The organism is Erwinia psidii, from assembly GCF_003846135.1.
In the GTDB taxonomy this organism is placed as follows: Bacteria; Pseudomonadota; Gammaproteobacteria; order Enterobacterales; family Enterobacteriaceae; genus Erwinia; species Erwinia psidii.
Genome location: NZ_RHHM01000008.1, coordinates 198,044 through 210,461 on the forward strand (window position 1 = coordinate 198,044; position 12,418 = coordinate 210,461).

At 50.0% G+C, this 12,418-nt stretch carries 13 protein-coding genes; 4 read left to right on the plus strand and 9 right to left on the minus strand.

Annotation, left to right across the window (positions count from 1 at the left end; translation table 11 throughout):
- The first annotated feature begins 48 nt into the window (after positions 1 to 48).
- The 3 genes from EB241_RS12075 (at position 49) to EB241_RS12085 (ending at position 3,595) form a co-directional block, all read left to right on the plus strand.
- Positions 49 to 951: a LysR family transcriptional regulator gene (locus EB241_RS12075; protein WP_124233415.1), complete on the plus strand. Its 903-nt coding sequence runs from the start codon at positions 49 to 51 to the stop codon at positions 949 to 951.
- 732 nt (positions 952 to 1,683) lie between these two features.
- Positions 1,684 to 1,881, plus strand: a complete 198-nt coding sequence (locus tag EB241_RS21485) for a hypothetical protein (RefSeq protein WP_233592599.1) — start codon at positions 1,684 to 1,686, stop codon at positions 1,879 to 1,881.
- Positions 1,882 to 3,304: 1,423 nt separating this feature from the next.
- Complete coding sequence (locus EB241_RS12085) at positions 3,305 to 3,595, plus strand: hypothetical protein (protein WP_124233416.1); 291 nt, start codon at positions 3,305 to 3,307, stop codon at positions 3,593 to 3,595.
- Between the two features lie 171 nt (positions 3,596 to 3,766).
- On the opposite strand, the gene EB241_RS12090 is transcribed toward EB241_RS12085, so the two are convergent.
- The 9 genes from EB241_RS12090 to EB241_RS12130 all read right to left on the minus strand — a co-directional run bounded on the left by EB241_RS12090 (position 3,767) and on the right by EB241_RS12130 (position 10,246).
- Entirely contained in the window at positions 3,767 to 4,159 is a 393-nt protein-coding gene (locus tag EB241_RS12090; protein WP_124233417.1) for a DoxX family protein, read from the minus strand.
- Between the two features lie 224 nt (positions 4,160 to 4,383).
- Complete coding sequence (locus EB241_RS12095) at positions 4,384 to 4,665, minus strand: YqjK-like family protein (protein ID WP_124233418.1); 282 nt, start codon at positions 4,663 to 4,665, stop codon at positions 4,384 to 4,386.
- Positions 4,665 to 5,057 carry a phage holin family protein gene (locus EB241_RS12100; protein ID WP_124233419.1) on the minus strand — a complete coding sequence of 131 codons (393 nt, stop codon included), beginning with the start codon at positions 5,055 to 5,057 and terminating at the stop codon, positions 4,665 to 4,667. Before EB241_RS12100 ends, EB241_RS12095 begins: the two co-directional genes overlap by 1 nt.
- Before the next feature lie 2 nt (positions 5,058 to 5,059).
- Positions 5,060 to 5,365, minus strand: a complete 306-nt coding sequence (locus EB241_RS12105; RefSeq protein ID WP_124233420.1) for a DUF883 family protein — start codon at positions 5,363 to 5,365, stop codon at positions 5,060 to 5,062.
- A gap of 47 nt (positions 5,366 to 5,412) precedes the next feature.
- Positions 5,413 to 5,787, minus strand: a complete 375-nt coding sequence (locus EB241_RS12110) for a DUF1090 domain-containing protein (RefSeq protein ID WP_124233421.1) — start codon at positions 5,785 to 5,787, stop codon at positions 5,413 to 5,415.
- Between the two features lie 167 nt (positions 5,788 to 5,954).
- The gene (gene mzrA, locus EB241_RS12115; RefSeq protein WP_124233422.1) at positions 5,955 to 6,335 is read right to left on the minus strand and encodes an EnvZ/OmpR regulon moderator MzrA; all 381 of its coding nucleotides are present in this window, start codon (positions 6,333 to 6,335) and stop codon (positions 5,955 to 5,957) included.
- Positions 6,336 to 6,349: 14 nt separating this feature from the next.
- Positions 6,350 to 7,012: a DedA family protein gene (locus EB241_RS12120; RefSeq protein WP_124233423.1), complete on the minus strand. Its 663-nt coding sequence runs from the start codon at positions 7,010 to 7,012 to the stop codon at positions 6,350 to 6,352.
- A gap of 832 nt (positions 7,013 to 7,844) precedes the next feature.
- On the minus strand, positions 7,845 to 9,089 hold the full coding sequence (gene sstT, locus EB241_RS12125; RefSeq protein WP_124233466.1) for a serine/threonine transporter SstT: 1,245 nt from the start codon (positions 9,087 to 9,089) through the stop codon (positions 7,845 to 7,847).
- 185 nt (positions 9,090 to 9,274) lie between these two features.
- Complete coding sequence (locus EB241_RS12130) at positions 9,275 to 10,246, minus strand: TerC family protein (RefSeq protein ID WP_124233424.1); 972 nt, start codon at positions 10,244 to 10,246, stop codon at positions 9,275 to 9,277.
- A gap of 353 nt (positions 10,247 to 10,599) precedes the next feature.
- Here EB241_RS12130 and EB241_RS12135 point away from each other — a divergent pair, with 353 nt between their 5' ends.
- Positions 10,600 to 12,291 carry a chloride channel protein gene (locus tag EB241_RS12135; protein WP_124233425.1) on the plus strand — a complete coding sequence of 564 codons (1,692 nt, stop codon included), beginning with the start codon at positions 10,600 to 10,602 and terminating at the stop codon, positions 12,289 to 12,291.
- Positions 12,292 to 12,418 lie beyond the last annotated feature (127 nt).

The following is a 12,418-nucleotide window of genomic DNA, read 5'->3' on the forward strand; positions in this document are numbered from 1 at the left end:
GCCAGTTAATCTGCCCGGTATATTCAAAATTACTGACAGAGAATTGCGATGGCTAAAGACCGTGCTTTGACACTGGAAGCGTTACGGGTCATGGACGCGATTGACCGACGGGGCAGTTTTGCCGCCGCCGCCGAGGAGTTAGGTCGCGTTCCTTCCGCGCTTAGTTACACCATGCAAAAGCTGGAGGAAGAGCTGGATGTGGTACTGTTTGACCGCTCTGGCCACCGTACTAAATTCACTAACGTGGGCCGACTGCTTTTGCAGCGGGGTCGGGTATTACTGGAAGCCGCAGATAAACTGACCACGGATGCTGAGGCACTGGCGCGGGGCTGGGAACCCCATCTCACCATCGTCACTGAAGCGCTGGTGCCATGTGCCACTCTGTTTCCGTTAATCAATAAACTGGCTGATAAAGCCAGTACCCAGATTTCGTTGATCACCGAAGTGCTTGCCGGTGCCTGGGAGCGCCTGGAACAGGGGCGGGCGGACATCGTTATCGCCCCGGATTTACATTTTCGTGCTTCATCAGAAATAAACAGCCGCAAGCTCTACAGTATATTAAGTGTTTATGTCGCCAGTGCTGATCACCCGATTCACAACGAGCCGGAACCGCTCTCGGAAGTGACCAGAGCAAAATATCGTGGGATTGCGGTGGCAGATACTGCACGCGAGCGTCCGGTACTTACCGTGCAACTGTTAGATAAGCAGCAGCGGCTGACGGTGAGTTCAATCGAAGATAAACATCGTGCCTTGCTGGCAGGGCTTGGTGTGGCTTCTATGCCTTATCCTGTGGTGGAAAAAGATATTGCTGACGGGCGGTTGCGAGTGGTCAGCCCGGAATACACCCGCGAAGTGGACATTATCATGGCGTGGCGACGGGACAGTATGGGAGAGGCGAAAGCCTGGTGTCTGCGGGAAATACCGAAGTTGTTAGCGAGACGAGGAACTTAAAGCATCTGGGTGGTGTTGGCTGATAATTTGTTCTTTTAGGAATGATTCATTTATCTGTTGCTGATAATCGAGTCTCATTGCTTATTTTTTTGCACCGGTATGTTTGCCTGTCTGGCGTATTTTCTGTCGCGATGCTAACAGAGCAATAAAGAGGATGAAGCTTACCCGCAATGTCATCCGCCGTGCGGGAAATTGCAGATGGGTATTATGTTATTTTCAGCATTAATAATGGGAGTTGTGGAATAAGGTGCTTCTGTACAGGCTTAATCAGCCTGAGGTGGCGCCAATGACCAGGCCAGTGAGAGATGGATAAATAATAGCGGTCAGCCCGCGATCGCTGTTGAGCGGCCATCGTTCCCTGGATCAACGTGTGATTATGTTATATCAATTAACGCTGTCGGATATGGCTAAATAGCGGTTCCTGATACCGCTACACTTTACGAAAGTCCTGTGGCACATGGGATTGCTCGCTTTCCGGTGCTATCAACGCTTCAAAATTGTCGTCAGGATTAATGAAGCAATCACCACTTGTTACCCAGTGATCTACTATTCGGAACCGCTATTTAGATAGCTGCGTGCAATAGTGCTCCACTTTTCACCTTTCCCTGCAGAACAGGGATTGTGCTTTACAGGCGAAAAAAACAGTCACCATGTGAGATCACTGGCATTTACTTCTGCTGGAACAGATATTATCCAAAATCAGCAACTGTAGCGGTGTCAGGCGCTAATGAAATGGGCATCTCCTCACCGGCTTCAGTGAGCCATGCTGTAAAAGCAAACCAACAGCAAAATAAAGAGATGTCCAGTGGGGAAATTACAGGAATTGATCTGGCAACGCGAGTTTTTCAGGTGCATATCACTTCTGTGCGGGGCGAAAAGAAAATCAATAAAATGCTTACTTGTGAAAAGCTGATGGCCTTTATTACTTAGCTGCCTCGCTCCCATACAGTCACAGAAGCCTGTGGCAGTGCCAATTACCGGGCACGGCAGTTCAGTCAATTCGGACATGAAGTTAAACAAATCAGTCCGCAATATGTGGCTCCCTTCAGAGTGGGAAGTGAAAACGATTTAAATAATGCCATCGCTATCGTTGAGGCTGACAGCCGTCCGGGAATGCGTTATGTGCCAAAAAAGCGTTGAGCAGCAGGATATTCAGTGTCTGCACCGGGTTCGCCAGCGACGGATGTAAAACAGAACGTCCCTCATCAACCCGATAAGAGGGGGCCTGGAATACGGTATTGCCATCCCGGAAGGCGCACATAACATTATGGTCTGCCTGCCTGATGACCCGGAAGATGCATAAAATGAACTGGCGACACCAGGCCGCCAGCTGTTCCACGGGATGCTACAGGAACTGCATAGCAGTCAGCAGCGGCGGACGTAGGTCTTGCCCATATCAGTCAGCAAAATGAGAATACCGTCAGGCTGCAAGGAATACCGGGTATCGGGCCACCGGGGGCATCAGCGCTGACCGTATTACTGGGTGACAGCAGTGATTTTCAACATGGCTGGCACTTTGCCTGTGATCAGGGCTGTTCCTGAAAGAATACAGTGGCGGCGAAAAGACCAAACTTCCGGGAATAACGAAAGGTGGTGACAGTTATTTCTGTGGGGGCTTATCCATAGTGTTCGCTCAGCAGTCTGTCACGTCATTAACTTTACGGATGAGAGGTGCTGCGGCCTGCAAGGCTGGCTGAAGGGAATAATCATCCGAAATGGCGTGAATAAAGCGGTTGTGGTACTGGTGAACAAAAATGCGCGAATGGTATGGCGCTGGTAAACCATAAAACAGAGTATATTGCTAATTAACACACTTATTTTTAGAGATATCTAAAAAGTTGATGTACTGACAGGTAGAATTGACTCTCTGTGAACCTGGCAAATAGCTGGACTCTAATAAGCCATAGCACTCATGAGACCAGAGAGTCCAGATGTTCATCATGGCTCATGAAGCCGAACATATGTGGACTACATTGTCAGGGAAAACACTGTCCGTGCTTGCATCGGAAAGGTATCCATATAGCTATTTAGCTATCAGTTATATAATCTGATTTTGAATCGGTAAAGCAGGTGTTTTTTATTTAAAAGTGTTCAGATAGAGATGGTTTTTTTATCAGAAAGTTCTGTCAATTTTTGCAGTAAGCATATTATCAGGAATGAGATTTTTCCTGCTTTTTTGTTTATTAAAAAAGATTGGTAATATTTTTCCAGTCGTATGTTTATGTTTCCTATTTGATTTTTAACTATGTCCTGTCAGGAAAAAAATAATTTAATTGTTTGACTTTCCTTTTTTATTTTAATTAAAATGTTTGTGCGCTATGAAAGCGCAAAATAAAAAACTAAGGAGAGTATTATGCGCGATTTAACTTCTCAGGAAGTTCATGCTGTATCAGGGGCTGGTGCTTTAGCAGATCTGGTCTCAACTATTGGGGCTGCTATCGGTAGCATCGTTGATCAGGGTACTGCCCTGGGTGGCCTGGATACGGATGCGGAGACTGCTGGCAAAACTTTAGGTTCTGGTATTGGTAGCCTTCTTGAGATGGATTTTGTTTCTGCTATCAACAATATTGGTAGTGGTGTTATTGGCATTGTGAGTTTTGGTATCAGCGCTATTTCACAGCTCCGGGCTAAAAAAGCCTCATAATGAGGCTAAAAAGTTATTCGCATTAGTTGGTTTATTTGGCTGAATGAAATTGAGCAAATAGCTTTCTGAATTATTTCGGTATATGCCTGCTTTTTTCATTCGGTCGAAAAGCTTTTCTTTATGCTTGTTTAAAGCAGGTCGTTTAATGGCCTGCTTTTTAATATTTCCAGGTTACCATTTCCTGTTCAGTAGGCGATCCACACTGTAGGCGCCTGGGCCGGTGATAAACAGCAACAGATAGCCGCCAGCAATGGTAAGGTTTTTCATAAAGTTGATTGAGTTACCCTCAACGCTGAAATCAATATGAAAAATAAATGCCGTAATTACCGCAAAGACTGCAGTAAAGATAGCGGTAAAGCGGGTGAGAAAGCCGAGCAGAATAGCCAGACCACCTCCGAGTTCGAGCAGGATAGTCAGCGGTAATAAGAACCCAGGGACGCCCATGTGCTCCATATATTGCTCTGTTCTGACATAACCGGTGATTTTTCCCCAGCCCGCCACGATAAACAGTATCGGCATCAGAATGCGTGCGATCAGGAAACTGATATTTTCTAACTTTTTCATGGTTAACCTCATAGATTCTTACTGGCTGATAAGTTGACTGGTCGTCGCTTAAGACATGTATAACATGTATTTAACGTATGATGCCGTTGATTGCCATAAATGATATTCGGGCAGGGTGGTCATTGTAAGTAAGATAAACTGTCCAAGTTCTTCAGGAAAACTGAACAGGTGGAACAGATCCGGTTGCCACCGGATACTGTCGCAGGAAGGGGTTTAAAACGGTATTAAGAGCGGGGAAGATAGTTGCGCACCATGCGCCATGTGCTCCATATGCCAAGGCCACGTCTGGCCCAACGGGTGATTCTGCGCGGATGACGTATTGACCATACGGCCATCAGGCTGCTGCCTACGGCCAGATAGCGACGAAGGCTAACCAGGGTGAGCCAGCCGCTGTCATAACGCGCCGTGCTTTCCAACCACCATTTCTTTTCTGCACTCAGGTCGAGCCGCTGTTGTTGCACCTGACGTAACAGCTCGGTTTTTCGTCTGGCGAGTTCGCGGCTCATCAGTCGTCCTCCAGCAGCCTGCGGTCGGACTGCAGTTCTTTACGGGTTGCACTGAGAAGCGTTGAACGGCGTGATTTCACCAGCGTCCAGAGGCCAAAGATTATCGCCAGTGCAAAAAGCACGGCGGTGGTGATAGCAATCGCCATTAGGCGATATTGTGCATCCACTGCCCAGATAATCAGCACCATCAGGCTCATAAGGCCGAAAGCGGTGAAAAGCATGGTAAGGCCGACCATCATTAGCATCTGAATAAGCCGGGCCTTTTCCTCCTCAAGTTCAACAACTGCCAGCCGCACGCGGGTTTCAACGATCCCAACCATAGTGGTGACAATACGCTGAGCAATGTTAATGACCCCTTTGCCGGGGCCCTGGCTTTGTTGTGAATCAGCCATTGTTAACGACGCGTCAGCAGGACACCCAGAACCACACCAATGGCGGCACCGATACCCACGCTTGTCCAGGGATTCTCACGAACATAAACGTCCGCGTGATCGGCGACTTCGCGCGACGTTTTAGCGATTCGATCGCCTGAATCTCCCAGACGTGCACGAGTCTCTTTCAATGCGCTCTGAGCCTTACTGCGCAATTTATCCAGCTCTGATTTTGATTTTTCACTGGTACTACTCAGCACTTCTTCCAGCGTGTCTGCCAGCGTTTTCAGTTCAGCACGCAGATGCTCAGAGGTGGTATCTTTTGACATAATAAACTCCTTAAATATTCGATTGGAGATAGCCTGATTCACGGCTATCAATAGGGTGCAGACAGGACTTCCTGCAATTCATGTTTTGCTTCGGCCAGTTTCTCTTCGCGTTTGGCTATCTTCTTGCTGTCATTACCCTCTGCTTTCTCCTGATCCAGTTCTTTCTGACGTTCTGCTACTTTTTGCTGATGTTGTTTGATTTTTTGCTGATGAATCGTTTTCAGCTTCTCATCTGAACAATCTGCACGTGCTTGCGTTAGTGCTCTTTCCAGGCCATTCACCCGCCGCTGATTGTTATGCTGGTGAGCGATAGCGATCTCATGCTGAATATCCTGCTCTTTTTGCATACAAAGAGAATCAGCCGCCTGAGAGAAACTGCTCAGGCTGAGAAGAATAAATCCTGGGATTGTGCGATATTTCATCTCAGTTGCTACCTTCCGTTGTGCGGGGACTGTTAAACCCTGCTGGTCCTGTAAATACTTCAATCTTACCCTTGGGTAAGCTTAGTCAGAAAAAAGGGAAAGCTCAAAAAGAGATCCCATTCACAGGGGAGCGAGCCGCCCGTGCGGGAAAAACGGGCATCAGGGGATTATCCGAAGATTTGGTAGTGGGGCATCCAGTCAGAAGCGGTATGCTCCTCCTGTTGTGCAATGTCGAAATCGAATGGCAACAGGTCCCGCAACACTTTCTCTGCCGCTTCACTCTGTTTTGAGGTATCGAATTTGATAATCAGGGCGTTGTTATCAAGGGTGATGCTTTTGATCGGGATACCTTCATCATTAAGTCGCTGGTAGACAAAGAACCCATCGGGTAAGGCGAGGCCCTGATGCGATGCACGGATGTGCAGAGCAGACTCATTGCGCATAAATACAGGCAAAAAGAGGGCTATTAGCAAAACGACGCCCACCGTAAATAAAGCGATGTATCGGGGCAACGTCTGCCGGCGGATCCTCTCGATCCTCTTATGCATGATCAACTCCCTTTCTATTTACTGGCACGGCGCTTTTTCTGCCACAATACGTAAAGCGAGCCAACCAGGCCGATAACAAGCAGCACCAGCGGCAGTAGCATCAGGCAGAACATCAGTTGATCTTCGTATTTGAGGAAAATTGGCGTTTTCCCCAGTACGAAACCCATCACGGTCAGAATCAGCACCCACAGAAAACCACTCATCCAGTTGAAAAACTGAAAGCGAGCGTTGCTCAGACCTGACAGACCGGCAATAGTGGGTAGTAGTGTTCGCACAAAAGCAATGAATCGTCCTATCAGCAGTGCCGAGAGACCGTGGCGATGAAATAATCTGTGCGCCCTTTCATGGTACTGCACCGGCAAGTGCGACAGCCATTTTTGTATAATTGAAGTGTTGCCCAGCCATCGTCCCTGGATATAGCCGACCCAACAACCCAGGCTGGCGGCAGCCGTCAGGATCAGTAATGTCAGTGGGAACGTCATTGTGCCTTTGGCAATCAGTACGCCGACCAGAATCAACAGACTGTCACCGGGTAAAAATGCTGCGGGTAACAGGCCGTTTTCGAGAAACAGAATTAAAAACAGAATGAAATAGATTGCCCATACCAGCGTCGGATCGGCAAGCATTTCATAATCCTGTTGCCACAGAGCGTGAACCAGTTCTTTAAAAATATCCATTAAAGCAATTCCTGAGCATCATAGTAGTGCTGTTTTGGGCAAAATCCGGCACGGTTAATTCATCATTAGTATGGGTGCGGATTGATGACTTTACACGGATGAATGATCATGGGTACAAAACACCGGCGCCGGCAACTGGTATTAAAGGAGAAAAAGCCCTTTTACGTATAATCATACGCCGGGGAACAGGCAATGATCGACCCAGCGGAAGGAATGTTTTACAGGCGTGAAAGTCAGGCGCAAAGAGCTTTTACACAGGCTGACATAAATTAGCTTACTCATGTGCATTGGTGCGCTGAACAGAGCGGAAAAGTTAATTTTTTGCGCTATACGGGTGATTGCCGGGTTATCGCTGTCTTTTTTCAGCAGCAGGCACTGTCAGTGTTGCATGCAACGCCGTGATAATTGGGCAATAGCTGGGACACGACAGGTTATCCCGACGATTTTTAGCCCCGGGTAGAGGAATGTGGACCGTGCAGAAAGAACCGTGAGCGACGCCGCTGGCAGAGAGAAACTTCCTGCCATCAGGGTTGGATATGGCCTCGCGGCGTTAGTTTCTGCCACAAAGTTAAGATGCGTATTGCCGTTTGTTCAGGCCGGAATAGCCGTGGGCGGCGCTTATCAGTACCTAATCCAACGGCCCACTAACGGTGAGGTAGTCGGGCCAGGCAGTGAATCACAACGGAGGGTAAGTCATCCACCGCCTGCCCTGTCCCGCAGGACATCGCCGGAAGCGGTGACTTGCCGAAAAGCACAGGGCAAAACGTCTTTCAGTTAATGGCTACATCCTTTAACGGGCGCGTCAGATACGGTATTGCAGCACAGCACGCATTCACCCCTCATGGCGAACAGGTTTCTGGTCTGATGGCTTTTCGGCCATGCAGGCCGCCGCAGTAAACAAAATATCTGCCGAAGAGTTGAGCGCCGTTTCAGCGGAATCCTGCAAAACACCAATCACAAAACCGACCGCGACGACCTGCATGGCGACATCGTTGGGAATGCCAAACATATTGCAGGCCACCGGGATCAGCAGTAGTGAACCTCCGGCCACACCGGAAGCGCCACAGGCACAGATTGAGGCCACCAGACTGAGCAGGATGGCGGTGCTGATATCCACCTGAATACCAAGCGTGTTGACCGCTGCCAGCGTCAGCACGGTGATGGTGATGGACGCACCTGCCATACTGATATTCGCCCCTACCGGGATCGACACGGAATACGTATCTTCATCCAGGCCGAGTTTCTTTGCCAGCGCCATATTGACCGGAATATTGGCGGCAGAGCTACGGGTGAAGAATGCGGTTACGCCGCTTTCCCGCAGGCAGGTAAACACCAGTGGATAAGGATTGCGGCGAATTTTCCACCACACCAGAAGCGGATTGACCACCAGCGCCATCAGCAACATACAGCCTAACAGCAGGCCAAGCAGGTGGGCATAATCCCACAGTGCTGAAAACCCGGTTGAAGCCAGAATGGAGGCAACCAGCCCGAAGATCCCCAGTGGTGCGAAGCGGATAACGATACGTACCAGCCAGGTAACCGCATTGGCGGCATCGTTCAGGAACGCGCGGCTTGTCTCGCTGCTGTGACGGAAAGCGAAACCAAGGCCAATAGCCCACACGAGGATACCAATGTAGTTCGCGTGCATCAGCGCTTCGATGGGATTGGCAACCATGCTGGTGAGCAGTCCGTTAAGCACGGCCATAATGCCTGACGGTGGCACAATATGCTGGTCAGCCGCGCTCAGCGTCAGGTTTTGCGGAAACAGATGGCTGAACACCACGGCCAGCACGGCGGCAAAGAAGGTGCTCAGCAGATACAGAATGATGATAGGGCGTATATTGGTTTTCTGCCCATGTTGATGATTAGCAATAGAGGCAATCACCAGCACCATCACCAGCAGAGGTGCCACCGCTTTCAGCGCACTGACGAACAATGTACCCAGCAGGTGAACGGATTCGGCGCTCTCCTTTGAAAACCAGGCAAGGGCGATACCCGCGATCAAACCGAGCAAAATCTGGCTCACCAGACTCCCCTGTAACAGGCGTTGTAGCATCCCCGGACGGTTTTTTTCCATACTCATAGTAAAACCAGTTAGTAAAGTGAAGAGTAAAATCAGACCATGTTGTTGGTGCTGAACGTGCGACAAAGTTTTTTTACCGGGGAAGTATAAAGAAATGTGATGTCAGGGGAAGTGAAAAATAGCCTGCGGCAGGGTGTTCTTTCTGCACGCAGGCCTGCTGTTATACAAGGGTGAATTAGTTATTTATGCTTTTGTTGTCGATCGTTACGACGATTAACCAGAGCGTTAATAATAAGTGTCATAGTGAGAATGCCGCCGACCACGCTCAGTGATACTGCCACCGGAATGTGGAAGAAGTCGACGATCAGCATTTTGAAACCGATAAACACCAGTATCACTGCCAGGCCATATTTCAGCATGGAAAAACGTTCAGCCACCCCAGCCAGCAGGAAGTACATGGCACGAAGCCCAAGGATGGCGAACAGGTTAGAGGTGAGAACAATAAAAGGGTCAGTGGTGACGGCGAAAATGGCCGGGATGCTGTCGACGGCAAAGATCACATCGCTAAGCTCGACCATAATCAGGACCAGAAATAACGGGGTAGCGAACAGCACACCGCTACGACGAACAAAAAACTTTTCACCGTCGAGGTCGTCGGTCATACGCAGATGCCCTCGCAGCCAGCGCACCAGCGGCTTATCGCCGACGGCGCCTTCACCGTCTTTGCCTGCCATTGCCATCTTAACGCCGGTAAGCAGCAGAAACGCGCCAAACACGTACAGTATCCAGCTGAATTCATTCACCAGCCAGCTACCGGCAAAGATCATGATGGTGCGCAGAACAATAGCGCCCAGCACACCGTAAATCAGCACCCGGCGTTGCAAATGAGCCGGAACAGCAAAGTAGCTGAACAGCATCAGCCACACGAAGACGTTATCCACTGCCAGTGCTTTTTCCAGTACATAGCCAGTGAGAAAGGCAAGCGTTTGCCTGTGAGCAACTTCTGCTCCGGCGGTGCTCTGCAGGTACCACCACAGACTGGCGGCGAAAAGCAATGATATCGAAATCCAGACCAGCGACCATAATGCGGCCTGTTTAAGAGACATAGTCTGACTGCCCCGACGCCCTTGTGACAGCAGGTCAATCGCCAGCATTATCAGCACCACAACGGCAAAGCTTCCCCAGAGTAACGGCGTGCCTACGGTATTCATTCGAGGTTCCTGTAAAAATAAAAATGGCTAACGTTGGAAGACGCCAGCCACAGTCAATTTTCTGCAAGCAAACCTCGCCTCCCGGCAAGGTCTCACTTACAACACAGGATGGGTCCTGGATGCCCGGCAACCGGGTGCATTCGCACCGTCATGACGATTAACCGGCAATGAAGTTACTCCCCTTTGCTGACGCAGACAATAACGAACGGTGAGAAAATGGTCAATCACATTTGGTAATATTCAGAAGTATTTTCCTGGCGGTGGGCGTCAGGGCTGTACTGACGATTTGATTTGTTATGTCTTCCCTCTCACGATAAGGTCCTGTTCAGGCACTGAACGGGCAAAATATTAAGATGACAGGCAGTAAACATGCGCTGAACTGGACCACGATTATGGTGGCGATCCCCGTGGGGCTGGTGGCATCGCTGGTGACGCTGGCTTTTCGGCAACTGATTGAATTACTCAATGCCTTGCTGTTCGGCACACAACGTGATGTTACGCAGGCAATTAGCGTTTATCCCTGGTATCTGTGGCCGCTGATTGTCGGTACTGGTGGCTTGATCGCCGGTTTCTTCCTGCGTTATGCGACAGCCCTTGAGCAAAAAGACGCGGCCCGGAGCGATTATCTGGAAGTGATCAACGCCCGCCTGGAGGCGGTCCCCACCAGAACATCCCTGTTTCGCGCGCTGTCATCCATTGCCAGCATCATCAGCGGCGCATCCATTGGTAAAGAAGGGCCGATGGTGCAGCTTTCCGCTCTGAGCGGTAGCCTGATGGGACGCATTGGGTTTATCAGACGGTTAACGCTAAAAAACAGCGAGGTGGTGGCAATGGCTGCGGCTGCCGGGCTCTCTTCGGTCTATCATGCGCCGCTGGCGTCCGCCATTTTTGTCGCGGAAATTGCGTTTGGTATCTCCGCATTGCAACGACTTATTCCGTTGATCATTGCCTCAGCGGTTGCAGTGTTAACCATGTGGGTGCTGGGTTTTCGCTCGGCAATTTATCCTCTTGCGGGTGCACAGTTCGAGCTAACGGCGGGCAACATGCTGCTGACGGTGAGCATCGGTATGCTGGCTGGGTTACTGGGCTGGTTGATGATCTGGCTGATTGCTCAGAGCAAACAACGCTTCGCACGGTTGAAAAGTCTGCCTTTGCGGCTCGCGCTGGGGGGGGTGATTGTCGGTGTGATGGCAACCGGCTCCACTCAAATTCTCGGTAATGGCTATGACGTGATTGTGGACATTATGGCCGGAGGGGTTGTCCTTAAGGGGCTTGTTATTCTGCTGCTGCTGAAGATGATGGCTACCGCCGTTTCGGTGGGTTCCAACGCCGTCGGCGGGTTATTTACGCCCTCTTTGCTGATGGGGGCCGTGCTGGGTACATTGGTGGCCTCTCTGGCTTCAATGGCTGGTTGGTCGGTCAGTGATGCGGCGATTTTTGCCGCAGTGGGTATGGGGGCGGTGTTGGCTTCGGTCAGCCAGGCACCGCTAATGGCGATGTTGATGGTGCTGGAAATGACGCAAAACAGCAGCCTGCTGTTCCCAACAATGGTAGCCAGTGTGCTGGCCTCAATGACCGTTTACCGTCTGCATTCTGGTAGCACTTATCCGGTGATTAAAAACCACTTCAGCCGATCTGATGCCAAGTTTGACTTCGACAATGGCATTATTTCGCAGTTTATTGTCTCAGGCGCCGCACTTATGCCGGAGGATTCAGTGGGTAAAGCATTGGCGGTTAGTTCACTGAAACGTGAACGCTTCGTCTATGTGATCAGCAAGACGGGACAGTTCCTCGGTGCCGTGTCGGTTCACGATATCTCACACAAGGTGCTGGAAAACGAGATCACCCTGAGTTCACCGGTGAGTTGCGTGGTGGATAAAACCTTTCCTTATATCTATGAAACCCAGACGATCACCGAAGGCTGGGAAGCCTTTGCCCGCGTCACGCTGGAACGTCTGCCGGTGTTGAATAACCCGCTGGAGAAGAAATACCTTGGTGCGCTGACTAAAACCAGCCTGATCCAAAAAGCGAAAGATTTTCTGTGAAGGTGCAGTGGCACCCTAAATAACGGCTCCTGATACCGCTACACTTTACGTAAGCCTTCTGGCGCATGGGATTGCCCGCTTTCCACAACCAAAGCCGGTGCTATCAACGCTTCAACGTTGTCGTCAG

Excerpts from the sequence above, each read along its gene's own strand:
- mzrA (WP_124233422.1), bottom strand. The coding sequence starts at position 6,335 with ATGCATAAGAGGATCGAGAGGATCCGCCGGCAGACGTTGCCCCGATAC.
- EB241_RS12090 (WP_124233417.1), bottom strand. The coding sequence starts at position 4,159 with ATGAAAAAGTTAGAAAATATCAGTTTCCTGATCGCACGCATTCTGATG.
- EB241_RS12100 (WP_124233419.1), bottom strand. The coding sequence starts at position 5,057 with ATGGCTGATTCACAACAAAGCCAGGGCCCCGGCAAAGGGGTCATTAAC.
- EB241_RS12130 (WP_124233424.1), bottom strand. The coding sequence starts at position 10,246 with ATGAATACCGTAGGCACGCCGTTACTCTGGGGAAGCTTTGCCGTTGTG.
- EB241_RS12095 (WP_124233418.1), bottom strand. The coding sequence starts at position 4,665 with ATGAGCCGCGAACTCGCCAGACGAAAAACCGAGCTGTTACGTCAGGTG.
- EB241_RS12120 (WP_124233423.1), bottom strand. The coding sequence starts at position 7,012 with ATGGATATTTTTAAAGAACTGGTTCACGCTCTGTGGCAACAGGATTAT.
- EB241_RS12075 (WP_124233415.1), top strand. The coding sequence starts at position 49 with ATGGCTAAAGACCGTGCTTTGACACTGGAAGCGTTACGGGTCATGGAC.
- EB241_RS12135 (WP_124233425.1), top strand. The coding sequence starts at position 10,600 with ATGACAGGCAGTAAACATGCGCTGAACTGGACCACGATTATGGTGGCG.
- EB241_RS12105 (WP_124233420.1), bottom strand. The coding sequence starts at position 5,365 with ATGTCAAAAGATACCACCTCTGAGCATCTGCGTGCTGAACTGAAAACG.
- EB241_RS21485 (WP_233592599.1), top strand. The coding sequence starts at position 1,684 with ATGGGCATCTCCTCACCGGCTTCAGTGAGCCATGCTGTAAAAGCAAAC.
- EB241_RS12110 (WP_124233421.1), bottom strand. The coding sequence starts at position 5,787 with ATGAAATATCGCACAATCCCAGGATTTATTCTTCTCAGCCTGAGCAGT.
- EB241_RS12085 (WP_124233416.1), top strand. The coding sequence starts at position 3,305 with ATGCGCGATTTAACTTCTCAGGAAGTTCATGCTGTATCAGGGGCTGGT.
- sstT (WP_124233466.1), bottom strand. The coding sequence starts at position 9,089 with ATGGAAAAAAACCGTCCGGGGATGCTACAACGCCTGTTACAGGGGAGT.